At 44.5% G+C, this 25,459-nt stretch carries 23 protein-coding genes; 10 read left to right on the top strand and 13 right to left on the bottom strand.

Features of this window, described 5'->3' with window-relative positions; genetic code table 11:
* Positions 1-23: 23 nt before the first annotated feature.
* Entirely contained in the window at positions 24-794 is a 771-nt protein-coding gene (locus tag OV592_RS05795; protein ID WP_406610725.1) for a class I SAM-dependent methyltransferase, read from the bottom strand.
* An 89-nt stretch (positions 795-883) separates the two neighbouring features.
* The gene (locus OV592_RS05800) at positions 884-3,364 is read right to left on the bottom strand and encodes an EAL domain-containing protein (RefSeq protein WP_406610726.1); all 2,481 of its coding nucleotides are present in this window, start codon (positions 3,362-3,364) and stop codon (positions 884-886) included.
* Positions 3,365-3,612: 248 nt separating this feature from the next.
* On the opposite strand from OV592_RS05800, the gene OV592_RS05805 reads away from it, so the two are divergent.
* From OV592_RS05805 to OV592_RS05815, 3 genes are all read left to right on the top strand, one after another.
* Positions 3,613-4,626, top strand: a complete 1,014-nt coding sequence (locus OV592_RS05805) for a linear amide C-N hydrolase (RefSeq protein WP_406610727.1) — start codon at positions 3,613-3,615, stop codon at positions 4,624-4,626.
* Between the two features lie 650 nt (positions 4,627-5,276).
* On the top strand, positions 5,277-5,786 hold the full coding sequence (locus OV592_RS05810) for a hypothetical protein (RefSeq protein ID WP_406610728.1): 510 nt from the start codon (positions 5,277-5,279) through the stop codon (positions 5,784-5,786).
* Between the two features lie 86 nt (positions 5,787-5,872).
* The gene (locus OV592_RS05815; protein WP_406610729.1) at positions 5,873-6,358 is read left to right on the top strand and encodes a hypothetical protein; all 486 of its coding nucleotides are present in this window, start codon (positions 5,873-5,875) and stop codon (positions 6,356-6,358) included.
* Positions 6,359-6,461: 103 nt separating this feature from the next.
* On the opposite strand, the gene arsJ is transcribed toward OV592_RS05815, so the two are convergent.
* The 4 genes from arsJ to OV592_RS05835 form a co-directional block, all read right to left on the bottom strand.
* Positions 6,462-7,682: an organoarsenical effux MFS transporter ArsJ gene (gene arsJ / locus OV592_RS05820; protein WP_406610730.1), complete on the bottom strand. Its 1,221-nt coding sequence runs from the start codon at positions 7,680-7,682 to the stop codon at positions 6,462-6,464.
* A 270-nt stretch (positions 7,683-7,952) separates the two neighbouring features.
* Positions 7,953-8,963: an ArsJ-associated glyceraldehyde-3-phosphate dehydrogenase gene (locus OV592_RS05825; RefSeq protein ID WP_406610731.1), complete on the bottom strand. Its 1,011-nt coding sequence runs from the start codon at positions 8,961-8,963 to the stop codon at positions 7,953-7,955.
* Between the two features lie 11 nt (positions 8,964-8,974).
* Positions 8,975-9,469 (bottom strand): tyrosine-protein phosphatase, encoded by a 495-nt coding sequence (locus OV592_RS05830; RefSeq protein WP_406610732.1) that lies wholly within the window; start codon positions 9,467-9,469, stop codon positions 8,975-8,977.
* Between the two features lie 9 nt (positions 9,470-9,478).
* Entirely contained in the window at positions 9,479-10,261 is a 783-nt protein-coding gene (locus OV592_RS05835) for a metalloregulator ArsR/SmtB family transcription factor (RefSeq protein WP_406610733.1), read from the bottom strand.
* Between the two features lie 203 nt (positions 10,262-10,464).
* On the opposite strand from OV592_RS05835, the gene OV592_RS05840 reads away from it, so the two are divergent.
* Entirely contained in the window at positions 10,465-10,698 is a 234-nt protein-coding gene (locus tag OV592_RS05840; RefSeq protein ID WP_016403794.1) for a YdcH family protein, read from the top strand.
* A 74-nt stretch (positions 10,699-10,772) separates the two neighbouring features.
* Here OV592_RS05840 and OV592_RS05845 read toward each other — a convergent pair whose 3' ends face one another.
* Complete coding sequence (locus OV592_RS05845; protein WP_406610734.1) at positions 10,773-11,546, bottom strand: SDR family oxidoreductase; 774 nt, start codon at positions 11,544-11,546, stop codon at positions 10,773-10,775.
* Between the two features lie 47 nt (positions 11,547-11,593).
* Between OV592_RS05845 and OV592_RS05850 the strand changes: the two genes are divergently transcribed.
* The 5 genes from OV592_RS05850 (at position 11,594) to OV592_RS05870 (ending at position 18,152) form a co-directional block, all read left to right on the top strand.
* Entirely contained in the window at positions 11,594-12,541 is a 948-nt protein-coding gene (locus tag OV592_RS05850; protein WP_406610735.1) for a LysR substrate-binding domain-containing protein, read from the top strand.
* Between the two features lie 95 nt (positions 12,542-12,636).
* Entirely contained in the window at positions 12,637-13,407 is a 771-nt protein-coding gene (locus OV592_RS05855) for a viroplasmin family protein (protein WP_406610736.1), read from the top strand.
* A gap of 3 nt (positions 13,408-13,410) precedes the next feature.
* Entirely contained in the window at positions 13,411-13,773 is a 363-nt protein-coding gene (locus tag OV592_RS05860; protein WP_406610737.1) for a hypothetical protein, read from the top strand.
* Between the two features lie 376 nt (positions 13,774-14,149).
* Complete coding sequence (locus OV592_RS05865) at positions 14,150-16,819, top strand: molybdopterin-dependent oxidoreductase (protein WP_406610738.1); 2,670 nt, start codon at positions 14,150-14,152, stop codon at positions 16,817-16,819.
* Positions 16,820-16,907: 88 nt separating this feature from the next.
* Complete coding sequence (locus tag OV592_RS05870) at positions 16,908-18,152, top strand: EAL domain-containing protein (RefSeq protein WP_406610739.1); 1,245 nt, start codon at positions 16,908-16,910, stop codon at positions 18,150-18,152.
* A 27-nt stretch (positions 18,153-18,179) separates the two neighbouring features.
* On the opposite strand, the gene glgC is transcribed toward OV592_RS05870, so the two are convergent.
* The 6 genes from glgC to OV592_RS05900 form a co-directional block, all read right to left on the bottom strand.
* On the bottom strand, positions 18,180-19,433 hold the full coding sequence (gene glgC / locus OV592_RS05875; RefSeq protein ID WP_016402643.1) for a glucose-1-phosphate adenylyltransferase: 1,254 nt from the start codon (positions 19,431-19,433) through the stop codon (positions 18,180-18,182).
* A 321-nt stretch (positions 19,434-19,754) separates the two neighbouring features.
* Positions 19,755-20,480, bottom strand: coding sequence for a substrate-binding periplasmic protein (locus OV592_RS05880; RefSeq protein WP_406610740.1), 726 nt, complete (start codon positions 20,478-20,480; stop codon positions 19,755-19,757).
* 108 nt (positions 20,481-20,588) lie between these two features.
* On the bottom strand, positions 20,589-21,131 hold the full coding sequence (locus OV592_RS05885; protein WP_016402645.1) for an acyl-CoA thioesterase: 543 nt from the start codon (positions 21,129-21,131) through the stop codon (positions 20,589-20,591).
* A 118-nt stretch (positions 21,132-21,249) separates the two neighbouring features.
* Entirely contained in the window at positions 21,250-21,816 is a 567-nt protein-coding gene (locus tag OV592_RS05890; protein ID WP_016402646.1) for a NapC/NirT family cytochrome c, read from the bottom strand.
* Between the two features lie 49 nt (positions 21,817-21,865).
* Positions 21,866-23,332 (bottom strand): multiheme c-type cytochrome, encoded by a 1,467-nt coding sequence (locus OV592_RS05895; protein ID WP_406610741.1) that lies wholly within the window; start codon positions 23,330-23,332, stop codon positions 21,866-21,868.
* Positions 23,333-23,446: 114 nt separating this feature from the next.
* Positions 23,447-23,977 (bottom strand): NUDIX domain-containing protein, encoded by a 531-nt coding sequence (locus tag OV592_RS05900; protein ID WP_406610742.1) that lies wholly within the window; start codon positions 23,975-23,977, stop codon positions 23,447-23,449.
* A 309-nt stretch (positions 23,978-24,286) separates the two neighbouring features.
* Here OV592_RS05900 and OV592_RS05905 point away from each other — a divergent pair, with 309 nt between their 5' ends.
* A complete protein-coding gene (locus OV592_RS05905; protein WP_406610743.1) occupies positions 24,287-25,402 on the top strand; it encodes a phosphoserine transaminase in 1,116 nt (371 codons plus the stop codon).
* Positions 25,403-25,459: the final 57 nt, after the last annotated feature.

A 25,459-nucleotide genomic window follows, 5' to 3' on the forward strand; every position in this document is an offset into this window, starting at 1 on the left:
TTATTATCCTGAGCTCAGGTTACTTACTTTTTGCTGGCAACAATGGCGTAAACAAGTGGCGAGTTATAGTGCTCGAGTTCATAAACAAACTCGCCGGCCGCGCGCTCGGTTAAATCTTCAAAACAGTTATATGGGCTGTAATCGTATTCGTTTAACAACTCGATGTTTAAGCCAGCCTGAATCAGTGCATTTACTACATCAGACAAGGGATGACCCCAGGTTAGCATTGGGCTCTCTTCGCCATCGTCGTTTTCGGTATAAGTGCCTTCTTCATCTAAATCTGCTTCATCACGGTGAAAGTAACCATAACCACTGACTAAATCATGAACCGGATGAAACTCAGCTAAACAAAGCTTGCCGCCGGGTTTTAAGCTGTTTGCAATTACTTGAGCCCAGCGAGTGATGTCGGGTAGCCAACATAGCGCGCCGTAAGACACAAATACCCAGTCATAAGTGGTTTGATTATTGTCGCCAAAAGCATATACATCGCTACAAATAAACTCGGCCTTTAAGCCTGTTTTTTCTGCCAGTTCTTCAGCGCGCTTAATCGCCTCGCTAGAAAGATCAACAGCGGTAACCTCGGCGCCCAAGCGCGCCCAAGATAAGCTGTCTAAGCCAAAATGGCATTGCAGGTGTAACAGCTTTTTACCACTAACATCGCCCATGAGCTCGCGCTCAATAGACTTGAGCGAACTGTTCCCAGCGAGAAATCCATTTACATCATAAAAATCAGAATCTACGTGAAGCTCGGTACGTTTGTCCCAAGCCGCTTTGTTTAGCGCTAAATAGTCCATGTTGGCCACTGCTCAATTATCATTTCTAGGCTAAAAGTTTACCGCAAAGAGTGTGCTTAAAGCAGTACTCGCTGACAAAACTAGACGTTTTAGTGGCTGCTTTGGTGCTCGCGGTGTTTTAGCAACATGTCTTCCAACAATATTAAACCTAAACACACGCCGTTGGGGCCGGTTACTGCTACTACGGTGTAGGGTTGATTAACAAATTGCTCAAACAGCTGATCGAATGAAGTCTCTAAACTTACTTGCAGAAAATCTTTACTCATTACCTGATGGACGCGTTTATTTAAGGTCATTAGGTCGCGGTTTTGTTCACCTTTGGTATTGAGATACGGGCTAATGGCGGCGCTTACATCACTTTGTTGCAGCACGCCTAAACAGTGGCTTTGTTCGATCACGAGTAAATGTCTGGTTTGATGCCGTTCAAATTTTTCTAGTGCCACGCTGAGCTTTTGGTCGGGGCCAATTTTGGGGAAGTCACGACGCATTATGGTTTGCGCGTTCACAATGTTGTCGTGATATAAGTGCTGTGACAGCGGCATATAAACCGGGTCGTTATGGCAGCTTAAGGTTTGTTCTAGGCTACGTGGTTTACTAAAAATATAACCTTGCAGCATATCTACATTTAACTTGGATAATAGGTAGAGCTCTTGTTGGGTTTCTACGCCTTCGGCGATCACCTTACCTCCCATTTTGTGGGTAAGCTTGCACAGCATGTCGATCATCGAAAATTCGTTAGATTCCTCGGTTAAACCAGAAACAAACGAGCGATCAATTTTCACAATGTTTACCGGAATTTGCCGCAGATAAGAGAACGACGAATAGCCTGTTCCAAAATCATCTAAGGCAATGGCAATGTTATGTGCTTTAAGCTTATCTAACCATTCAGAGTGGTAATAAGAGTCGTCAAAATAAGCCGATTCGGTAAGCTCTAAAGTGATTAGGCTTAAATCAATATCACTGGCTTCAAAAATATTTAAGGTATCTGCCAAGCAACAATGGGAAACCCTATCATTAACTACCGAGCGATTAATCGACATGCCAATGTTGTTGTCGTGGTAGTGGCGTTGCAGCAGTGGTAAATCGTGTAAGGCTTGTTTGGTAACCGCGGCGTCTATTTGATCAATCCAGTTATATTCTTCCGCTATTTCAATTAGCTCTTGCACACTGTAGGGGAGTTTGGTGTCTAACTTTACTCGGCATAGCGCTTCAAATTTAACTATTTTTAGCTCGGGTAATGCAACAATGGGTTGGTAATAGGCTTCTACTTGATTAGCCGCTAGGGCTTGCCTTAGTAAGGTGGCCAAGGTGGCTTTTCGGTTAAAGCGCTTAGACAAGCGCCGGTCATAATAATACAAGGAAGAATCGTTGCCTTGGCTGTTAGCAATTAGCGCTTGGCTAGCATGTGCCAACATCTGCGAAGGCGAAGACGCATCTATCTGTAACACCGAGGCTCCGCCATGTACGGTAGCCGACAGGCCAATATCTTCATAACTGTTGTGGCCTTCTAGCGCAGCGAGGGCGCTTTTTAAGGTTTGTTCAATGTCTTCCATTTGCTTGGGCACAACCCAATAAGCCGCAAACATTTTTTCATTAAGTATGCCTAAATGCCCACGTTGGCTTAGCTGACTAAAGCGCTGCGCCACCAACCATTGGCGGGTTATTGTGCTGGTGGCTTGTGCAAGGCTAACGCTAAATACTAAGCCAACTATGGTTACTTCATTGCTAAGCTGCTTGTAGTCGGCATTTAGCTTTTTGTTAAATGCGTTTTTGTATGGAACATGCACTTTTGAGTTAGCGTTGGGATCGTCTTCGTCCCATAAATCGGTAGAGGTATCTAAGCGGTGGCTAGATGAGACATAAACATGGTCTTCATTAGGTAAATCAATACGTTGAATGCGCGCTTCGTGAGCGTATACCTCACCTTGTTTGGTTTTTGCTAATAGCTCGCCGGTCCAAATTTTTTTCTCGTCTACGTGGCCCCACAGTTTTTGATAAAACGGTTTGGTATAGCGGCCACTTTTAAGTATCGATGCGGGTTGGCCCAGCAATTCATGTTCTGGGTAGCCAGTGTTATTACACATTGCCTCGTTCACCATCAATATGGTGTGATTGATGTCGGCAATCATTAAGCCTTCATGAGCTTGAGCAAAAACCCGTTTTAAAAATGCGAGTTCCTGCTGTTTGGTAAGAAAGTACTGTTTTAACTCAATGGTACCAGTAATCACCTTGTCATTTTTTGGTAGGGGATTAATGACAATCTCAGCAATGTAGCGATGTTGGTAGGCATTTAATATAGCAGTTTGAATAATTGGCTTACCCGTATCGATGACTTGGCGAATATGCTTTTTAAGTAAAGATAATTGGGTTTTCTCAAAGGCTGCAAATAGCTGCGAAAGGGTGAGCACCGATTGGTTAGGGTAACCCAGCATCGCAATAAGTTGATGAGGGCAAGTAAAGTCGTTGTTTTGTAAATTAATAGACCAAGCCTGTGGGGCAAAATCTTTAACTTTTTGGAATGAAGATTCATCAACGACCATTATTGCCCCTAGCGACTGGTTACTTGTCATTACCAACAACAATTAGATTACTCATTTAAACTTTAGCAAACACTGAGAAAGGCTACTGACAAATTACTACCTTATTTTTGATGCATTGCTTTAGCTCAATTTTTGAGCTTGATTACTCCCCAAGTGTTCATTGTCTCGTCTTAACAAGCTGTAAGTAATACTGAAAGGTGCTAGTTAAAGCTTTTTTGGTTTTGCCGTTAATCTACACCCATCAACGCAACAGATACTAATTAAGAAAGGTGAACATTATGAACAAGACACTTATCGCACTTACTATCGCAGCTTCTACCTTCGGCATTATGCAAACTGCTAAGGCATGCACAACTGCTGCTTACCGCAATGGTGAAGCACAAGTGACCATGCGCACCATGGACTGGAACGGTTACGACAACGCCACGGTAGTAGGCAAAGGTCGCGGCATAGAGGCTAGCTACAGCAAAACCGACGGCGTAAGCAGCAAAGCAAAATATGCAGCCATTAAAATTGAATCATTTGCTCATGGTACTGTTGCCGAAGGCATCAATGAAAAAGGCTTAGAAGCGCGCATCTTGTATTTAGGTACGGCAGCCGGAACGCAGTTTCAAGACGACACTGCCGAGGTGCCTAACGTCGATGCAGGCGAAGTACCAAACTATGTTTTAGATAACTTTGCTACGGTAGCCGAAGCGCTAGAAGGCTTAAAAGCTGTAGAGGTAATACCTACCGGTATTACTGGCATACCAGGCCATGAAGAAGAAGCGATTTACCCGCCAGTACATTTTCAATTGGTAGATGCATCGGGCGATGTAGCGGTTGTAGAGTATATTGGCGGCGAAATGAAGATATATAACGAGCATGGTGCCAGTTATATGAGCAACGATCCAGCCTTTGACTTTCACTTAAACCTAGATAAAGAACAGTTAGAACCTAATGCCACTATTCGTGCTGCCGACCGTCGCTTGCGTGCCAAACTAAGCACCGAAGATTTATATCAGCGTAATGTTACCGATAGCCAGCAAGCGCTTATCTCAATGAAAGCCACCCAAGCGGCTGCGTTCTCTGGCTACAATCAGCAAGATCCCTATGCCGATAACGCAACTTTCCCAACGCTTTGGACTGTATTCACCGACCGCACTAACAAAACTATGATGTTAGATCGCGCTCATACCTTTGCGGTAGAAAGCTACAGTTTTGATATGTTTGATACCGGTGTAGCCAAGCGAGTAGTGCTAGGTGAGAACCCAATGCCAAACGCAACGTTTACCAATGAATTAAGCAATTAAGTATTGTGCAACTGGGTTTAACTTATAACGGGCTGCAGCCCGTTTTTTTGTTGGTTTCGTTTGTCTACAAAGGGTGATGGTTTCACCTGTCGGCGACGTCATAAGCTTTGTTCAACTAAAGCTTACGAAGCAAAAAGAAAAGTCGCCCCACATTATCTTATTTCCTCGTTACTCAGTGCCAAGCGCGCCTGCGCAACTCGCTACGCTCAAACAGTGCTCGGCTTAATCGCTTGGCACTTGCGTGACTCGGCGATAATGAAGGGGAGCTGACAATAGACTACAGTGGTTAGTTTCGCCTGTCGGCGACGTCATTTTCTTTGAACAGCCAAAGAAAACGAAGCAAAAGAAAGGCTGCCCTGCATTATCTTATTTCCTCGTTACTCAGTGCCAAGCGTGCCTGCGCAACTCGCTACGCTCAAACATTGCTCGGCTTAATCGCTTGGTACTTGCGTGACTCGGCGATAATGAAAGGGAGAGAAGAGCAAACATGGGAATACTCAATTTATTGAGCTTGTTGTTATTTTCGAGTGTTTAGTTGACGTATAATTGGGCTAAATCGTAATTATTTAGCAGGTCTGCGAGCTCACAAAGTAGCTGAGCTTGCAAGGTAGTAGTGATTAAATGTTATTTTTTTTACCCAAGGAGTTTAGGTGGATACTTATGAGCTAGTTAAACAAGCAAGCGCATTAGCTAAGTTAAAAAAGTATGATGAAGCGATCAATTTGTTAAATGAGTTACGCGTGGAACATCAAATATCATGTTCTGAAAAAATTATACCTTATTACCAGAAAGCTGGTCGTTACAATGAGTTGGAGAAATATTGCATTGAAACTTTAATACCAATGGATAGTCGTGTTGCTAAAAATACTTTTTCTCACAAATGCAAAGAGTTACAGCACGCATTTGTTAATTTAAGTGTCTACAAAATTTATATGAAGCTTGCGCTATGTGCTAAAAGAGAGAAAAATGGATTTGATGAATTAAGGTTTCTTTCAGAGGCCTCATTGTATTATGAACAATACGAAACTAGTTTAGCTGTGGGTGAAAAAGTTGAATTAGATACTGAATTTATAGAGGCTAAAAAACTCTGGGGAGTTGAATACTCGGAGTGGCCCGAAAGTTATAAAGATAAATTTTCAGATTACATATCAAATGTATAACAACGCAAATCAAGTAACCGTATTCTGGTTCGTCATCGTTTTGCTAAAAGCCTTCGCATCTCTAAGCACTATTGGGTCAATTTCAAATGAATAAGAATCAGTCTCCATATATGTTAGAAGCAGCCTCAGATTACTTGAGAGCAGCAAAATTACTTTGGAATGAACCAAACTTAGGCGGCGTAGCTGTAGTTAATGCTGGCATTGCAATGGAAATCATCTTAAAAAGCTTTATAGCTGAACCCGTTGAAAACAATAGAAGGAATACCGTAGGAGAACAGTATGAAATTAAAGGAAAAAAGCTACATCTTCTAACTGAGTTGGCTAAAAAAATTGACCCTGAGTTGTATCGCAAGCTAGGTTTTAACAGGCACGAATTATGGCTCGAAAAGTTTAATAATCTGTTTGTAGAATCTCGATATCCTTATGAAGAGCAATCTCGAAAAGGTTATTCGGAAGCAGCTATTTATATCGGTATTGAAATGTTTAAAGAAACCATTAAGTGGTACAAAGAAACTGGCAATGAAGATCCATGGGTTCAAGAGTATCCTAATGTAGCTGGTGGCGGTCTATAACAAGTTTGCTGAAATTCGTCCTTTCTAGGCAGATTTCTAATGTATTGCAGCTCCGCCCCTTTGCAAATACGTTTAAGCTAACACCTCCAATATTGGAACCAGCTTAACTCACTTGCCCCTCGCCACCTTTTGGCAGTGCCACACTAATTACACAGCATATCGCTAACATCACAAAACTTACCCATAAACAGGCGGCTAATCCGGCCATTTGAAATACTACGCCCGACATTACTGTACCCACTAATCTGCCCATGGCATTGGCCATGTAGTAAAAGCCTACGTCCATGGATACGCCGTCTTCGCTGGCGTAACTCACCACTAAGTAAGAGTGCAGTGAGGAGTTAATGGCAAAGGCGATGCCAAATAGCATTAAACCGACGATTATGGTGGCCTGTGGCTGCCAGCCAAGTTGCACTAAGTAGGCGAGGATGCCGGTAATAATGCTAAGCAATAATGCCCAGAGTAAGGCTGCGCCTCGCCCCGGCACTTTGCCCGATTGGCTGCCGGTGATTTTGGGAGCTAAGCCTTGCACTACGCCATAGGCGATGACCCATGCGGCCATAAAGGTGCCGGTTTCGATGTGTGACCAGTTTAAGCTGGCACCTAAGTACACTGGCAGGGCAACTACAAACCATACGTCGCGGGCAGCAAACAAGAATAAACGGGCTGCTGCCAAAATATTGATTTGTGGGCTTTTAGAAAATATTTGCGAAAACTTAGGTTTGCTCTTGGCTTTGCCTAAGTCTTTTTCCAGCAGCTTTAAGCTTAATAGCAGCACCACAAACAATACCGCCGCCATAGCCAGCATCGATAGCTGAAAGCCAATTAAGTTAAGCAGCGCACCACCTAGAAAAAAGCCAAAGCCTTTTAGGGCGTTTTTTGAGCCGGTAAGAATGGCCACCCATTTGTACAGGCTATGTTGTTGGTCGCCGCTCACCAAACCCTTAATAGAGCTTTTGGCGCTCATTTTATTTAGATCTTTAGCTATGCCCGACAAGGCTTGCGCTGCCATAACTAAGGGAATAGATAAAAACTCAGAGGGCAAACCCAATGCCAACAAGGCAACAATTTGCATGGCCAAGCCAATGTTCATGGTGTGGTTAAGACCAATACGCGCCCCTAACCAGCCACCAATTAAATTGGTCACTACCCCAAAAAACTCGTAAAACAAGAACAGCATGGCAATCGCAATCGCCGAATAACCTAGCTGGTGAAAATACAGCACCACCAACATGCGCAATGCACCGTCGGTAATGGTGAAGTTCCAATAGTTAAAAGTAACTAATAGGTATTGTTTAAGTTGTTGAGGTAGTGCTTTTATCATGTTTGCCTAGGGCCTGTTGATCTTTGGTGTTGACATTTTGTTCGAGATAAGCGGGCTTTAATCGCGTCGAGCGCTTTGAAGCCTAGTGGGCTAAGCGAGAAGTGCTCAACAAAGAGTAAAGTTCGCTTATCTGAACCCTTCGGGCAGCATTTATTAGCCATTTATTCAGCCTTAGCGAGTGATTATTAAGCCCACTTAACTTCACACTCTCTGCCTTGCTTAAATGGCGAATAATTTGCTGCAAAAACCATCAGCAAAGTTCTACAGGTCCTAGCCTTTATCTGCTAAACCAACTTTGCGAATAAGCTCGCTGGTGCGGGTTGCGTAGCCCATCTCATTGTCGTACCAGGCGTACACTTTAAGCATGCGTTTGCCCACCATCATGGTGGATTGTGCATCTACAATGCTAGAGCGTTGGTCACCTTTGTAGTCAATAGAAACAAGCGGTTTTTCTTCGTAACCCAAAATACCTTTTAGCTCGCCTTCGGCTGCTTGTTTAAATAAGCTGTTTACTTCTTCAGCGCTAGTATCACGCTCTAGAGTGAATACCATGTCGGTAAGAGACGCATTGGCTAAGGGTACGCGCACAGCGTGGCCGTTTAGCTTGCCGTCTAGCTCTGGGAAAATGTCGCAAATTGCTTTAGCGCTGCCGGTAGTGGTAGGTATTAACGACATGCCACAAGCGCGGGCGCGGCGTAAGTCTTTATGCGGTGCATCCAAAATGGTTTGGGTATTGGTTAAATCATGGATGGTGGTCATGCAGCCAGACTCAATGCCCAAGTGCTGTTGAATCACCTTAATTACTGGCGCCAAACAGTTGGTGGTACAAGATGCGGCGGTAACAATTTGGTGCTGGCTAGCATCAAAAATATCGTCGTTCACACCCACAACAATGTTGGCTACGCCTTCTTCTTTAACTGGCGCAGATACCACAACACGTTTAACGCCTTGGGCGAGGTAAGGTGCTAATTTGGCTTTAGAACGGTGAACACCGGTAGACTCTAGTACCACATCACAGCCCGACCAATCTACTTTGCTTAAGTCTTTTTCTTGGTAGCACTTAATGGTTTTGTTGTTGATAACAATGCCATCGGCGTTGTGTTCAACACCGTGGTGCCAGCGCCCCTGTACAGAATCAAACTCGAGCAAGTGGCCTAGTGTTTCGGCATTGCCGGCCACATCGTTAATCATTACAAACTCTAACTCTGGCCAGTCGTAAGCTGCGCGTAGAGCAAGGCGGCCAATACGGCCAAAGCCGTTAATTCCTACTTTAATGGTCATTGCTAAGTCTCTTATTTGGCAAATTGTTGAATGTAAGTTTGTTGAGCAGGCACGCTGAATGCGTTAGGGCGCACTGCTTTAATTTTTGCGATGGCATCGTCTAGCTCAAAACCTAGCGCTAGCATAATGCGTGCAGCTAGCAAGCCAGTGCGGCCGCTGCCACCTTTACAATGAATGGTTAAGTTCATGCCATTGTTTAGTAGCTGTAAAAAGCGCGGCAGCACGCTTTGAAATTGCTCTTCCCAGGCTTCGTCTGGCACAGTGTCGTCTGCTAAAGGCAGGTGGAACCACTGCATATCGTGAGTGACAGACGTTTTCGGTAATTCACTTAAGTTGTTATCGGCCAGCTCTTGCTCGGTCATTAAGGTGATGAGTGCCGGGCTATTTTTGTAGCAAAGCTGTTGTAGTGAGGTAGAAAGATCTACCCCTTTAGTACCTGGGCAAGGAGTTAACAGTAGTTGCGCTGTGTCACTAACATCAACGGCAAAAATAGGATGTGAAGACATAAAAGTACCTTAATCTTGATTAACTAATTGGGGATTAGCCTGCTGCCTAATGCGTGCTAGCGGCTGGTTTATATAACTGGGGTTGGCTACTCGCGTAGTTGATAGCGTTTGCGCCACCCATTCTGGTAATAAGGGATTTAGGTGATAAAACACCTGCTGGCCTTGGCGTGTGGTAGACAGCAACTGACATTCGCGCAGTAAGGCTAGGTGGCGCGATACCTTAGGCTGACTTACTTCTAGAGCAGTACAAAGCTGATTAACGCTCAAGCGCTGCTCATCTTCTATCAGCATCAAAATTTGTAAGCGAGTATTGTCGCTAAACTGCTTAAATACATCGATAGCTTCGATTTGCAGTGCGGCTTGCGGGTTGTGGTTAAAACGCACAAATTCGGCTAAACGTAGTTCTAATTCGCTAAATACCTGTTCGAATAAGGCCATGCCTTGTTCGCCAGCGGGATCGGGCAAATTCCAATGCAAAATCGCTTCGCCATTTGGCAGTAAGGCGCATTCTTGTTTAGCGCTGTCACACAAAGTAATGATGAAGTTAAATAAAGCAGGGCGATGAGTTTGTTGCTGAATATCTTGCTCAAGCTCTGTAATGGTTTTGCTGCGTAGGCCGCTGCTAGATAGACCTTGAGCCTGTAAATGTTTAATGGTGCGAGGGTCGATGCCTTTAGGCTGAGTGCCCGCACTATAAGCCATAAAGTGCTCGGCGTAACGCTGGTTAACCAAGGCTTCGGCTAACTGAGAGCGAGCAGCATTTGCGGTACATAAAAACAACACAGATAACATCGCAGCAACCAGATATATGAAAAAACATATATACGATATTTCATATATTGGGTTTGGGCAAGTAAATTTTTCATCATGATAAAAATTTAGTTTAACTGACAAATTAACACGGTGTTTTACAACGGATTTGCTAAGTTTTAAGAACTAGCTAAATTTGGCTAAGGCTAAAACAACATATCGGGTTTAAATGGGAAGGAGTTTTTATGTTAGGTGAAGATCATTCTTTGGCAAAAGAGTTTCCAGAACTGCTAGATAAGATTACTGCCTTAACGGGCAGCGATGAGAAGTTTGCCGCAGACACCAAGCGCTACAATGCCTTAGATAAAGAAATTCGTGTATTGGAGCTGCGTGGCGGCCCGATAGATGACGAGGCGATGCACCAGTTAAAACATGATAGGGCAGAGCTTAAAGACTCCCTGTATCACCGCCTTAAGTGAGCACATTTTAGTTTGTCTCACAGCAACTTTTTCGTTGAAATTTAGAAGGCCGCTTTCGCGGCTTTTTTTGCTATTTAGTCAATTAAACCCACTAAGCGTTTGGCTTGCTCCGATTTTAGCGAGAAGTCGCTGCCCGCAAACTGTTGTCCTTCTGGCCCACACAAAAACGCGACTGCTTTGGCAGCCCACTGGGCTGGAATATGGCTATTCCAATCGAGTTTACTCACCGCGTTAATCTGTGAATCACGGATGCTTGCCATCATGTCGGTAGCCACTGTACCAGGTGACAAACCTACTATACGGATGTGGTGTTCAGCCACTTCTAGTTGTGCCACTTCGGTGAGTTTTTGACTGGCTGCTTTGCTCGAGCAATAGTGGCTCCAGCCCCATAGAGCGCTATTTGCTGCGCCAGAACTAAGATTAACAATGACTCCAGATTTAGCCTTAATCATGTGTGGCAATACTGCTCGCATGCCGTGATAAACCCCTTTGTAGTTTATGTCGGCTGCTAAGCCCCATAAACTAGGATCGCTTTCTACTAGTGTTGTTAAAGGCTCTATCACCCCAGCATTGTTAATTAGAAAGTCGATTTGTCCGTGCTGTGACAAGCAGTAGTCGACCGCATTAAGCACCGAGCTATATTGGCTTACATCGCAGGCGATGGCATCGGCAATTTTGCCCTGTTGCTTTATGAGTCGCGCTTGTTTTTCAATTTCTTGCTCATTGCGTGCTGCCAGTACCACTTTGGCACCAAGGCTTGCGAGTACTTGAGCTGTCGCTAGGCCTATGCCACGGCTCGCGCCCATGATGAGGGCGGTTTTCCCTGAAAAGTGTGTAGTGTTTTGCATCAACCAATCTCCTTAAGCTTCTAGTTAGTGAGATTAAGTTGATCTAAATGCACAATAAACTAGGCTGTATGCAAATCATTAATGCGGATTTTGCACCAATGGACATTGCTAAGCTGAAAATTTTTGTGGCGGTTTATCGGGCTAAAAGCTTTGTTGTAGTGGCAAAGCAGCGCAATGTAGCAGCGTCTTCTATTTCTCGAACCATTGCCGGTTTAGAAGAGGAATTGGGCTTGCGTTTGTTCCAGCGAACCACTCGAACACTTAATCCAACCCAAGCTGCCGAGCGTTATTATTTGCGTATGGAACCCTTGTTAGAAGAGTTTGATTTAGCTCAGCAAGAGGCCTTAGGCGAAACTTTGCAGCCCTCGGGGTTACTGCGAGTGAGCGCATCCAGCTCCTTTGGCCAATTGGTATTAGCACCTCTACTGGGTAAGTTTCAGCAAGCCTATCCCAAGATACAATTAGAGTTGGATTTGTCCGACTCCAGAGTTGATCTTATTGCTCAGCAATTCGATCTGGTGTTGCGCCACGGGGCACTTAACGATAGTAGCTTGGTGGCTCGTAAATTACTGGATGTTAATTATTTACTGGTGGCGAGTTCGGCTTACCTCAAGCAGAGCGCTAAGATTCAACAGCCTTGCGATGTTAGCGACCATAACCTTGTAGGTTTTACTTATCGCGAGCTAAATAAGCAGTGGTTATTTAGCCGAGGTAAAACTAGCGAAAAGATTGCAATTACCCCTTCGCTTAGTTTATCGAGTGCTGCCGCAATCAAAGAGTGTGTGAACCATGACATGGGCTTAGCGTTGTTGGCCGATTGGACGGTTCGCGAGGATCTTAAGTCTGGCAAATTAGTTCAGGTACTTAGCGATTGGCAAGTGACAGGAGCGAATAGCGATAGTGCAATATGGTTGCTTTATCCATCTCGTGCTTTTATGCCAAACAAGGTGGCGGTATTTAGTCAGTTTTTGCTAGATAACTTGCAATCAGTTTGAGTTAAGTATTCGTGCTTAGATAAATTCTAAGTTTTCCTTCGTGTTCAGCCGCTTGCTTGGTTATATTAGCCAGCAAATAAGTAAGAGAATCAAACATGGCTAAAAAGTACTACGTGGTATGGCAAGGGCGAGACACCGGCATTTTTAACGATTGGCCCACCTGTAAGCGCAGCATTGATAAGTTTGCTGGTGCGCGTTACAAGTCTTTCCCTACTTTAGCTGAGGCTGAAGCTGCTTTTGGCGGTAAGGCCAGTGCTAGCGTAAAAGCTTCCGGTGCAACGCCAGCGCGTAAACGAGCGTCGGGGCAAACGGTGAAAACCTATACTGCTGCGGAAATTAATAAATTAGCCGCAGAAGTGAAAATTTATACCGACGGTGGCTGCGAGCCGAACCCGGGTGAGGCCGGCTCGGGCTTAGCTTTGTACCGCAATGAGCGTTTAGCCGAGCTTTGGTATGGCTTATATAACCCCATGGGCACTAACAATACCGCAGAGTTAAATGCCCTTAATCAAGCAATGATTATGGCCCAGAAAGAGCTGGCAAAAGGCTTACGAGTGGCGATTTTGTGTGACTCTAAATACTCCATTCAATGTATTACTCAATGGGCTGCAGGGTGGCAGAAGAAGGGGTGGAAGAAATCTGGTGGTGAGATTAAGAATCTGCAGTTAATTCAGGAAATGTTTGAACGCTACCAACAGCTTAAAGACACACTGCAAATATTGCATGTAAATGGCCATGTTGGAGTAGAGGGTAACGAACTAGCTGATCGGATGTCGATAGTCGCCATTGCCGAGAAGAAACAAGCTTTTGTTGCTTACAGCAAGGCCTTAAATATTCCCGCTATTTTGGCGCTACGGGCAGGTTAGTAAATGGAAAATCAAACCGCAGAAAATAGCCCAAGTGAACAGCGCTTAATAAAATTGTCTGATATCGCAAACGGCGCTCATTTAAGAATTCAGCAAGATTTTGCGCAAATCGATCCGGTGATAGGCATTAGTCGTAACATGCGTAAAAATGGCGTGCCGGCTGATGTGATGACCATCGATTGCTTAAAAACCAGCAAGCGAATTATTGTGATTTTACATGATCAAAATCCAGAGCAAGTGCTGTATAAATTTGCTTTTAAAGAGCAAGACCCTGCGGGTGATTTTAGCCAAATCGCTTTTGCCGAGTTTAACCAACAAGTACTTTACGATTGGATAAAATCTTACTTTTCTCCAGCTGTAAACTAAGCATAGAAACCAGAGCTAAGGCTCTGGTTTTGTGTTTTATATCTTGTTAGCCATTGTTGTAAATAAGGCGCTTGGTTTAATTGCTTCCCCATTTCGCGCTTTGCATCTGTTCGTTTAAGAATTGAGGTTTAAACAGCTGGAAAGAGATGCTTGCTGCTATTCCAATAAAGCCCAATTTCGGGACATCTTGCACCATGCTTGTGCGCCATTTTGTTTCAGCATTCAAAATTAGGCTTTTTCTGCCAATTTATCGATTTTTTATACTCCTTAAGTAATAGGTTTTTGCGGGATTTTATTGGTTCGCCTTTTGCTTTGTATCTAAGCATAAATGCGGGCAATAAAAGCCCAGCAAAGAATAAGGTGAGGAGTTTACGTGGTGTCTCAACAACAATGGATTAAGACCACCTGCCCATATTGTGGAACGGGCTGTGGCGTTGAAGCAAAAGTAGCAAGTAATGGAGCGGTAGAAGTGCGCGGTGATGCGAGCCATCCGGCCAACCGAGGCTTGTTATGTTCTAAAGGCTCAGCGCTGGGTGAAACGGTGATTAAACAAGGCCGTTTAGAGCATGCCTATATTAAAGGCCATCAAGAATCTTTAGATAAAGCATTAAGTTATGTAGCCTCTCGCTTCAGCCAAACCATTGCTGAACATGGCCCTGAGTCGGTAGCATTTTATGTTTCGGGCCAGCTATTAACTGAAGACTACTATGTTGCTAACAAACTAATTAAAGGCTTTATTGGTTGTTCAAACATCGATTCGAATTCTCGTTTATGTATGTCGTCTGCGGTTGCTGGACATAAACGCGCCTTTGGTGAAGACATTGTACCGGGTAGCTATGAAGATTTAGAACATGCCCAGCTGGTGACCTTGGTTGGGTCTAACCTGGCGTGGTGTCACCCAATTGTTTACCAACGTTTAAAGCGCGCTAAGCAAGCCAATCCAAACTTAAAAGTCGTAGTGATTGATCCACGTAGAACCGATAGCTGCGATATTGCAGATTTACATCTGCCACTGAATGGCGGTAGCGATGTAGCCTTATTCAATGGTTTATTAGCTTATCTAAGTGAGCATGGAAAATTAGATAGTGATTACATCGCCCAGTTTACCGAGGGCTTTGAAGCTGCAGTGGCAAGTGCTGTAGAAGACGCTGGTGATTTAGCTGCCTTAGCCAAAACCTGTGGCTTAGAGCCTGAAGCGCTACTTCGTTTCTTCCAGTTGTTTGCTAATAACGAGCGTTGTGTGACCGTGTTTAGCCAAGGCGTAAATCAAAGTAGCCAAGGTGTAGACAAGGTTAATGCGATTATTAACAGCCACTTAGCTACAGGTAAGTTAGGTAAGCTTGGTGCTAGCGCATTTTCTATTACCGGTCAGCCTAATGCTATGGGTGGGCGCGAAGTGGGCGCTTTATCTAACCTATTAGCCGGCCATTTAGACTACAAACCGGAGCATTTAGAAGCCTTAGCGGGCTTTTGGAATACTTCTAACTTAAGCCAAAAGCCTGGCCATAAAGCCGTTGATTTATTTGATAAAGTTGCCAAAGGCGAGATTAAAGCTATTTGGATTATGGGCACCAACCCGGCGGTGAGTTTGCCTGAGTCTGCAAAAATACGCGAAGCGTTGTTGTCTTGCCCAATGGTAGTGGTGTCAGACTGTATTGCCGAAACCGATACAACCCGTTATGCCGATGTACTGTTACCGGCAGCTGGCTGGGGAGAGCGTGATGGCACAGTGACTAACTCGGAGCGAATGTTGTCTCGCCAGCGCGCCTTTGTAGAGGCGCAAGGTGATACTAAGCCGGATTGGTATTTATTAAGCCAAGTAGCGCAAAAAATGGGGTTTGCTGAAGCATTTTCTTATACCAGCTCTGCCGAGATATTTAGTGAGCACGCAGCGTTATCTGGCCTGTTAGCAGAAAGTGGTGAGCGTTTATTTAACATTAGTGAGTTGTCGGGCAAAGACCAGCAAGCCTTTGATGCCATTGAGCCGCAGCGTTGGCCGGTAAGTAAACAGGGTAGCGATAATCGTAGTTTGTTCAGTGATGGGCGTTTCTCTACCGCCTCTGGTAAGGCACAACTTATTGCGGTGACAAACCAAGCAACTAAGCAGCTTACTAGCGATGCTTTTCCTTTGGTATTAAACACTGGCCGTATGCGAGATCAGTGGCACACCATGACACGCACCGGTTTGGCTGCGCAGTTAACGAGTCATAGCTCTGAGCCTTTATTAGAAGTGAACCCACAAGATGCAGCTAACCAAGGTTTGTGTGATAACAGCATAGTGAGCTTATCTAGCAATGTTGGTCAGCTAAAAGTGCGAATTCAAGTCAGTGAAGGGCAAAAAGCCGGCCACGTATTTATGCCTATTCATTGGACCGAACAATATTCAAGTGATGGTTTAGTGAGCCAAGTGGTTGATAGCTCTGTGGATCCTCTTTCTGGTCAGCCTGAGTCAAAGTATACGCCAGTTAAATTGGCGGCTTGGGAATATGCCAGTGAGGCGGTTTTGCTTACAGCTAAGCCTTTAACTAAAGCGCAATGCCAAGCCTTACCTGCGGATTATTGGGTGAAACAAGGTTTGGCAGATGGCCTTTTATATCGTTTGGCCGATGGCAGTAGCCCAGTTGAACTAGCAGCCAAGCTAAAGGGCTTTTTAATGTCGCAAACCAAGCTGCAAAGCTTAGATTTTGCGGATCCTATCAAACAGAATTTCCGCAGCGCTTTGGTGATTGAGGGCGAGCTGTTCTCTAGCTTTAGCGTGGCGGCTAGAGGTGAGCTTAATGCAAGCTCTTGGTTGGAGTCGTTGTTGCAGCAACCAATGTCTGACAACATTCGCCGCGGCGTGCTGGCTGGCACCAGTCCAGCTCCTGATCTAGGTAAAATAGTCTGTTCTTGCCATCAGGTTCGGGAGCAGACCATTAGTGATGTGATTAGCGAACATGCTTGCGAAAGTGCAGAGCAAGTGGGCAAGCACTGTAAAGCCGGAACCAACTGTGGATCTTGTGTTCCTGAGATAAAACGAATGATTAAAACTGTAACCATAGAGTAGCTAAGGTTTTTATGGCGTACTTTGTGCATTAAGCTAGTGATTAATTTTAGGCTATGTACTGGTAGTATTGATATGGACAACACAAGCGTTGACTAAGAACCCTTCAAAAGTGGTGAGCTTACATCAAGCTTTATTGGCAGCTAAGCGGACACAACTCAACCCGCTTAGCTACTTTCCACATTATCAACCGATTGTTTATTTACCTACTGGGGAAATAGCCGGTTACGAAGCTTTGGCGCGCCGAAATAATCCCGCAGGAGAGCCTACCAGCGCAGGAGAGCTGTTTGCCGATCATCAGTATTCTTTGAGCAACCGTCGCCAAGTAGACCGTTATGTTAGACAGCAGGCTTTAGAGCAGTTTGCAAAATCTCAGCAAGAGGGTTTTCTTACCTTAAACATTGTGCCCGACTGGGTCGACATGCTAACTGAAGATATTTGCACCCCCACCATTTCGATGATCGAAAAAATTGGCATTGACCCTAGCAGGGTAGTGATGGAAATCACCGAGGCCAGCGGCAACATCGATAATTTGCAGCGAGTGGTGAAAGAGTACCATCAAGCTGGCTTAAAAGTGGCGATTGACGACTTTGGCGCTGGGGCTTCACAAATCGATCGAATTATCGCACTCGAACCAGATATCATTAAGTTAGATATGCGTTTGTTTAAAGACGCCACCAAAGGAGGCTTGCCCGCAGATGTGGTGTTGTCTATTTCTGAGCTAGTACAGCGTGCGGGCTGTGAACTGATTTGTGAAGGCGTGGAAACCGAGCAGGAATTTCACTTTGGTGTAGAGTGCGGAGCGCGATACATGCAGGGCTGGTTGTTTTATAAAGCCGAGAAGGAGTTTCTATCTGCCCAATCTAGCCAAGCTAAAGTTAAAACCCTATTAGCCAGTTATTTAAAGCGTAAGAGTCAGCGCTCTTTAGCAACGGTAAAACACAATGTTTCGGTAAAAACCACGGTGCTGGCACTTAAACACCAATTGCAAAATGGCGGCAATGCCTTAAGTCTTGAGCAGCAGCTAGCGAGTGTGGGCATATTGCGATACTTTTTGTGCCGTATTGATGGCACTCAAGTCTCTCCTAACTTTGAAGTGACCGGCTTAGGTATCGAAGAGGATGACAACTTTGTCGGCTTTAACTGGAGCTTTAGACCCTATTTTCACGCCTTAATCGCCTTGGATTCGGTAAAGCCACAACAACTAATTTTGTCGAAAATCTATCGAGATTCTAGCAGTAAAGAAATGTGTAAAACCTTTAGTACCTACTTAACTAAAGACTTGGTGTTGTTAGTGGATTGTAAGGTGGCAGACGATACTTTGTTGGTAGAATAAAGGGCTAGCAAGCTAGCCCCTTTTGAATCAACTTAGCATTTCACAAGAGACTAAAATAACGCCGCCGGCCGATACGGTAAAACGGCGCTTATCTTCGGCTTCATCATAGCCAATTACGGTGCCATCTGGTACGACACAGTCTTCAGCAATAATTGCCTTTCGAATCTTACATTTTTTGCCAATACTGCAGCCATTAAGCGCAATTACCTGCTCTAGCTCAGAGTGCTCTTCGACCCGCACATCTAAAGATAACAACGAGCGATGCACTTTAGCCCCCGATACTATGGTGCCTGCTGAAAGCAAAGAGTCGGTGGCATAGCCTCTGCGGTTTTCTTCATTAAATACAAACTTAGCGCCGGGGCGTTGTTTTTGATCGGTAATAATTGGCCAATCACGATCGTATAAGTCTAGCTCTGGGTTAGGGTCAACCAAGTCCATGTTTGCTGCAAAGTACTCATCAATATCACCCACATCACGCCAGTAAGCGGTACGTCCTGGGTGGCCTTTGTCAGCAAACACGTAGCCGTAAACCTTGCGGTTTTTTAGCATACTAGGAATAACATTGTGGCCAAAGTCGTGAGAGTAGCCTGGTTTTAATAAACCCTTACGCAGCTCATCGTCTAATACGTCCATGTTGAAGATGTATATGCCCATAGACACGAGCGCTTTTTCAGGGTTGTTGGGGTCAGATTTAGGGTGGTCGGGTTTTTCTTCAAAGTCGACGATTCTACCTTGGTCATCCAAGCCCATTACGCCAAAAGAGGAGGCTTGAGATAAGGGTTTACGAATACAAGCTACGGTAACATCGGCATCGTTCTCTGCATGGAAGTTAATCATGCGAGAGTAGTCCATTTTGTAGATATGGTCGCCACCTAGAATCAGCACCCGGTCATAATGTTCATGGTCAATGATATCGAGGTTTTGATATACCGCGTCAGCCGTTCCACGATACCAGTTTTCGCCAGTTCGTTGTTGAGCAGGAATAATTGATACTCGCTCATTTAAGGCGGGATTAAGAATTTGCCAGCCTGACTGTAGGTGCATTATCAAATCATGCGCCATGTATTGCGTAAGTACCCCAATGTTTCGCACCCCTGAATTGATACAGTTTGATAGGGTGAAATCAATAATTCTATATTTGCCACCAAAAGAAACAGCTGGCTTGGCAACCTTGTTGGTTAACTCTTTTAAACGAGTGCCTTTTCCTCCAGCAAGAACCAAAGCAACTGAACGTCTCACTAAGCGATTACTGGAAGTGTGGGAATAGCGGTTTTCGGACATATCGAAAATTTCCTCGTGGGCGTAATAGAAAGTCTATGATAGCGTTTTCATGCTGAATGTAACTGTCATTTATGACAGTTTTGGCTTAAATCTTTTATTCGCTAAGTAAAAAAAAGATGATTTTTCTAAAAAGTGATCTTAAACAGCAAGTAGGCCTGAATAAGTGGGCATTGCTACTATTTTAAAGCTGCTCAATTAGTGGGCTGTTAATTTTTTGTTATCAGTGTTAAGCCCAGTTATTCTTGTAAAAACTATCAAAAATAGCTGCTTGATCTAATTTGTAACACAAAATGGCTGTTTTCACTGGTTTAGCCAGTTAGTTCATTCCGAATGCTTTACTTTTTGATCGTTTAACTGTTTTAGACCTGCGTTAAATTTGTCGCGAAGCTCCGGGTCATGAAAGCCCAATAGCCGCGGTGATTCTGGAAAAATAAGGTGCTTGGTCACTGGCGCTGTAGGACGTTGCTTGGCAATAAGTTGCTGATTTAAATAGTGGAATATCCGCTTATCTAAAACAATCACATCCACTTGTCCGCGGTATAAACGCTCTAATTGGGCACTTTGGTTAGCCACCTCGGTATAGAATTTAGCTTGCTCAGTTGCTTTGGCAAAGTGTTCACCAAGGTACTTTTTGGCATTTTGAAAAGCCATTAAGCGAAACTTAGTTAAGTCATCAATGGATTGGATGTCTAGCTGACGAACAGACAGGCTAATAGCAACATTTTGATAGAAGATAACAGGTTCTGATAGGTGAGCGTGTGTGCCGTTGTTGGGGGCATTTACAATGGCGTCTACGGCATTTTGTTCTAGCATCCGTTCTGCGCGTAAATTAGAAGTGAAAATAACCTGCTTTACTTGATAGCCAGCATTGCTAAAAGCTTGCTTAATAATATCTAGCTGAATGCCAGACTGTTGATCTTTGATGATGTAAGGCGGAATGGATTTGCTGGTGGCCAAGGTAATGGTTTGGGCTTGGGTGAAGCCCATGTAGCTAACAAAGAGAATTAATAAAGCAGTAAGCCAAATAGGCTTTGGGTGTTTATTCATGGGTATACCAAGCCGCCGTTCTATCTAAATTATGGCAGATAGAACGACTTTTTGATTACCCACTAGCGGATATTTTATCGCTTACAGATTTCCAGCAAAGCAAGACATTTAGCTTAGCACTGGAGATTCTTGCTTTTTAGTCGACAGTAGTTGCTTCCAGTGAGCTACCCGCATTGGTAACTCTGGAGAAGGATGGTCATGGTCCACCAACGACAGTAGCTCGCTCATTGGCACTGGCTTTTTACCTTTTAAAAATACTCCGCGCACTAAGATGGTGGCGTACAACGTATTGTTACCAATAAAGCGGTGTTCAAAATACCAATATTTTTCATCCCAGCCTAATAGCTTGCTGTGTAACTCCACTTTGGCCATAGGCTTAATCGGGCGAATATAAGTTACCGACTGTGCATTCACTACGCCTAACCAGCGCTTTTTAAGTGCCACCGAGCCCAGTTTGGTTTTTAACATCATATCGATGCGCCCTAAATCACCAAAGCTAAAATAGCGAGAGTTAGTAAGGTGCATGTTGGCATCGCAATCAAAGGGTAAGGCACGTAGCTTAATAACAAAATCTCCCGTGGGATCTAGGTGAGTTTTGGCACTAAACCAATGGCGGATAAACATGCTTAATAGGCGAAAGTAGTGATTCATAATTTACTTAGTGGTTTTTTACAAGTTTTTAACATGAGAGGTCGGATGAGTAAAGGGTAGAAAAACAAAAGTCTTCAAAGCAGTTACTTTGAAGACTTTATATTTAATAGTAAAGGTCTTATTCGATTACTATCCGCTTGTGGGTTAAGCCTTGGTGGCAGTCTACGCAGGTTTCTCCACGGGCGGCTATTTGCTGGTGATTTAATCGCGCACGCTGTGGTTGTTTGCTTAAATCAAAGTTGTCACCTTGGTGGCAGTGTCGGCAGTTGGCCGAGTCATTGGCTTGCATATCACGCCAAACGGTTTCAGCAAGGGCTGGCCGGTGCTCTTCGAAATTCTCCTTGGTTATGGTGCCTACCATCATGTGATAAATATCGGCGGTGGCGGCAATTTTTACCTGTAGCATTTCAAAGTATGGGTGTGGTACGTGGCAGTCGGCACAGGTGGCGGCGATGTTGCTGCCGTCGCCGTAGTGACTCGATGCCTTGTACTCTTGCACAATAGTGTCCATTTTAAGGTGGCAACTAAAACAAAACTCGTTAGTACTGGATAGTACTAAGCTGCCTTGCACTGTTGCTAAGCCTAACACTAATACAAATACACCAATGGGTATTCCAACAATGAGTGGCTTTTTAAGCCAAGCCCATAGCTTTTGCCACCGAGTCTTCTGCTGGTTATTTGTCATATCAGCATCCTCTTTTAAAAGAGGGGAGCATTACAGCTCCCATCGGTGGCTATTTGCTTTCGCTTAAGTAACGGGCTTTAAAGGCCGCTTGTGCTTCTTTTCTGGCTTTTTTCACTTCTTCTGGTTCGTTGCCACTAAACCAAGCGTGCTCTGGGCGATCGAGTATTTCGGCAAGAACAGCGCGGGCTTTTTCTGCACCTTCGATATTGCCGTTGTGTTCGGCTTTTTCTACCACTTCTAGGAACTGTGGAACTAACTCTATGTAGAAGCGTTCTGCGACTTCATACATGCCGTGCCACTGCACGTAGTCTGGTGCTTGCATGGCAGCGCCGTGACGAGCTCTGCGTCCTTCGTGGTGCCATAAGTAGAACCAGGTCCATTCTATCTCTTCATCAAAGCCTGTTTCGGTTAGCATTTTTTCACTCTTTAACACATCCATTAAGTCTTTACCTGGACGGGCAAATTTGTCGTTGTATAAAACAACCAGTGAATCAAATTGCTGGTAGAAATTGTCGATCATCGACTTAGTATGGCAAGACTCACAGACGTTCTTCATGTCGTTGCGGCGCGCTTCCCAAGACTTAACTTCTTTACCTTGAGCCTTTGCTTTAGCATCAATTTTTTCCGAGATTGCTGGGCGCAATGTCCATGAAATGCGGTTGCCAACATCATGGGTAACAGGCAGCTCGCGAGTAGCTGACATATGACAAGTGGCACAGGTTGGCGCGGCGTCGTAATCTTCACCAACAATCCACTTGGCCGAGTCCAGATTCATCCGATCAACGTTGGCGTAGAAGTTAATGCCGTGTTTAGACTCTTCGTAAACCTCTTTTTGAGGGTGGTCTGGACCTAGGTGACACTTACCACAGGCTTCTGGTCTGCGAGCTTGCACCATCGAGAATTCGTGGCGTTGGTGACAAGCTGTACAAGCGCCAACCGAGCCATCTGGGTTAATTCGTCCAATGCCGGTGTTGGGCCACGTAGTGGGGTCTAAATCACCGTTTTCAAGCACTTTCACCTCTGAACCGTGACACTGCCAGCAGCCATTAACCGCAGCGGGAGACTGGCCATTAAAGGTGAGTGCTCCTTCCACTACCTCTGCGAGGAAGTTATCTAGCGAACCAATGATCTGCCCAGCTTTTGCGTGGTGGCTTTTAGCGAACTCGTCAACTTCTTGAGTATGGCAATTAGCACAATCGGTAGGTGAAACAATCACCGAAATGGTGTGGCCTTCGTGAGTGATGGCGTCTTTGTCTTCAGGGTTTGCTTGGTGACATTCGTAGCACCCTACGTTGGCCCCGTAGTGTTTCGAACGGCCCCATTGTGCATAAATTGATGGGTTTTTGTCTTTGTGACATCCGGCACACTCGGCGCTTTCTTGGCTGAGCTGCTTGAATGGTTTTAGCACTAAGGCTTTGGGTTCCGCATTACTTGAAAATGACAGTATTAAACACAGCGCCGCTGCCAAGGTGAGTATTGCGGTAATAACACTAGAACTACGGGGATGGTTATCCATATTTGTACCCTCTTTTTGCTTCCTGCTAGAAGTTCTTGTTGTTCGCTTTTTGAGCAAATTAACCATAGTAAAATTATGGTTAAGAGGGTATGTTCTACATCAACTTTATGTGATTTATTTGTAAATAGGGTTGATGGTTTGTTGAGAAAGCTGTTTAAGTCCTTGCTTTACGGAGGTAAAAGCTATTTTGTCTAAAGGAAGGTTTTTTAGATTGTGCCATTGCCAGCCTGCCACATCATCTCTTGCTTGTGGTGATATTTTGCTGTCTAGCAAGTAAACAAAAAAGCTGTCGCAAGTATGATAAAGCACTTGGTTGTAGGTATATTGATTAGCAAATGAGCCAAAGTAGCTAAATTTTTCGGTGGCTAGTTCAAGCCCAAGTTCTTCATTTAACTCTCGTTGTAAGCCCTGCTCTAAGCTTTCACCATATTCGATGAATCCACCCGGTAAGTCCCAGTAGCCTTTTTGCGGATCAATGGCGCGCTCTACCAGTAATAGTTCTCCTTTATAAATGAGTAAGGCGCCAGCAGTAGAGGCCATATTGTGAAAGTAGCTAAATTGGCATTGTTCGCAAGCCCATTGTTTAACATCGACTTGCTTGAATGTAGTACTGGAACATTGAGGGCAATAAGTAAGGGCTGGCAAGCTATGTTCGCTTTTTGAGATTGAGACTTAGTTAAATACTACCCAGCTTTAGGTCTTAAATGAAGTCAAGGATTTGGGCCTTAGTGTTATATGGTGGATTAGTATCTCTATTTAGTTTTAAGCGTTGCTCACCACTATATATGCTCTGCAATTATCTTGATAATTAGACTATTTACCTTTGTTTGTATTGAAGTTTTCGCCTGCGTTTAAAATTGGTGTCAGGTCATTTTATGGTCTAGCTCTCTCGCATATACTGCTTTTAGTTATTATTCAATTGCCTAGTTAGGCAGCTACTTACAAGGATCGTTAATGAAACCGCAGTTAAAACCCAATTGCCCAAACTTTTCATCTGGGCCTTGTGCAAAACGTCCGGGCTACGCGCTTAGCCAGCTGAACATTGATGCGCTTGGTCGCTCTCATCGCAGTAAAATTGGTAAAGCTCAACTAGGCGAAGCGATTCAACTTACCGAGCAATTATTGGAGTTACCGGAAGGTTACCGAGTGGGCATTGTTCCAGGCTCTGACACGGGGGCTATGGAAATGGTGATGTGGTCGCTATTAGGCCCTAAGCCTTTAGATATTTTTAGTTGGGAGTCGTTTGGCAAAGGGTGGTTCACCGACGTGAGCAAGCAGCTAAAGCTTGAGCAGGTTAATCACTACAGCAGTGATTACGGCCTGCTACCAGACATGAACCAAGCTAACCCTGATAATGATTGTATTTTTACTTGGAACGGCACCACCTCTGGTGTAGCTGTGCCAAATGGTGATTGGATAAGCTCGCAACGCAGTGGTTTAACTATTTGTGATGCCACTTCCGCAGTATTTGCCATGCCCATGCCTTGGGAAAAGCTTGATGTTGTGACTTACAGCTGGCAAAAGGCTCTGGGCGGTGAGGGTGCTCACGGGGTGATTATTCTTAGCCCACGAGCAGTAGCACGATTAGAGAGCCACCAACCAAGCTGGCCAATGCCTAAAGTATTTCGATTAACCCAAGGAGGGAAACTCATTGAAGGTATATTCAAAGGCGAAACGATTAACACGCCGTCGATGTTATGTGTGGCGGACTATATCGACGCCCTCAAATGGGTTCAATCGTTGGGCGGAGTCTCGGCAAGCATCAGCAAATCCCAACAAAACCTCGAAGTCATAAAACAGTTTGTTGCCGATAACGCGTGGATCAACTTCTTGGCTAAGCAGCCTGAAACCTTATCAAATACCAGTGTTTGTTTAACTCTAGATGCGTCAGCTGAACAGGTTAAAACCATTATCGGTCTGTTAGACCAAGAGCAGGTTGCTTTTGACATAGGTGCTTACCGAGATGCTCCTGCAGGCTTGCGCATTTGGTGTGGCGCCACTGTTGAGAAAGAAGATCTAGAGCGCTTTATGCCTTGGTTAGCTTGGGCTTATAAGCAGGTGTGCCTATAAGTTTGTAAAGATTTTAATATTCTATTTTCGTGCTGCAGTTTGTCACGAAAACACCGT

It is taken from the genome of Agarivorans sp. JK6 (genome assembly GCF_045277145.1).
GTDB lineage: Bacteria > Pseudomonadota > Gammaproteobacteria > Enterobacterales > Celerinatantimonadaceae > Agarivorans > Agarivorans albus.

Coding starts and splice junctions, on each gene's coding strand:
- OV592_RS05890 (WP_016402646.1), bottom strand. CDS start 21,816: ATGACAAATAACCAGCAGAAGACTCGGTGGCAAAAGCTATGGGCTTGG.
- OV592_RS05800 (WP_406610726.1), bottom strand. CDS start 3,364: ATGACAAGTAACCAGTCGCTAGGGGCAATAATGGTCGTTGATGAATCT.
- OV592_RS05825 (WP_406610731.1), bottom strand. CDS start 8,963: ATGACCATTAAAGTAGGAATTAACGGCTTTGGCCGTATTGGCCGCCTT.
- OV592_RS05840 (WP_016403794.1), top strand. CDS start 10,465: ATGTTAGGTGAAGATCATTCTTTGGCAAAAGAGTTTCCAGAACTGCTA.
- OV592_RS05795 (WP_406610725.1), bottom strand. CDS start 794: ATGGACTATTTAGCGCTAAACAAAGCGGCTTGGGACAAACGTACCGAG.
- OV592_RS05855 (WP_406610736.1), top strand. CDS start 12,637: ATGGCTAAAAAGTACTACGTGGTATGGCAAGGGCGAGACACCGGCATT.
- OV592_RS05835 (WP_406610733.1), bottom strand. CDS start 10,261: ATGTTATCTGTGTTGTTTTTATGTACCGCAAATGCTGCTCGCTCTCAG.
- OV592_RS05850 (WP_406610735.1), top strand. CDS start 11,594: ATGCACAATAAACTAGGCTGTATGCAAATCATTAATGCGGATTTTGCA.
- arsJ (WP_406610730.1), bottom strand. CDS start 7,682: ATGATAAAAGCACTACCTCAACAACTTAAACAATACCTATTAGTTACT.
- OV592_RS05845 (WP_406610734.1), bottom strand. CDS start 11,546: ATGCAAAACACTACACACTTTTCAGGGAAAACCGCCCTCATCATGGGC.
- OV592_RS05805 (WP_406610727.1), top strand. CDS start 3,613: ATGAACAAGACACTTATCGCACTTACTATCGCAGCTTCTACCTTCGGC.
- OV592_RS05830 (WP_406610732.1), bottom strand. CDS start 9,469: ATGTCTTCACATCCTATTTTTGCCGTTGATGTTAGTGACACAGCGCAA.
- OV592_RS05860 (WP_406610737.1), top strand. CDS start 13,411: ATGGAAAATCAAACCGCAGAAAATAGCCCAAGTGAACAGCGCTTAATA.
- OV592_RS05895 (WP_406610741.1), bottom strand. CDS start 23,332: ATGGATAACCATCCCCGTAGTTCTAGTGTTATTACCGCAATACTCACC.
- OV592_RS05815 (WP_406610729.1), top strand. CDS start 5,873: ATGAATAAGAATCAGTCTCCATATATGTTAGAAGCAGCCTCAGATTAC.
- OV592_RS05880 (WP_406610740.1), bottom strand. CDS start 20,480: ATGAATAAACACCCAAAGCCTATTTGGCTTACTGCTTTATTAATTCTC.
- OV592_RS05905 (WP_406610743.1), top strand. CDS start 24,287: ATGAAACCGCAGTTAAAACCCAATTGCCCAAACTTTTCATCTGGGCCT.
- glgC (WP_016402643.1), bottom strand. CDS start 19,433: ATGTCCGAAAACCGCTATTCCCACACTTCCAGTAATCGCTTAGTGAGA.
- OV592_RS05885 (WP_016402645.1), bottom strand. CDS start 21,131: ATGAATCACTACTTTCGCCTATTAAGCATGTTTATCCGCCATTGGTTT.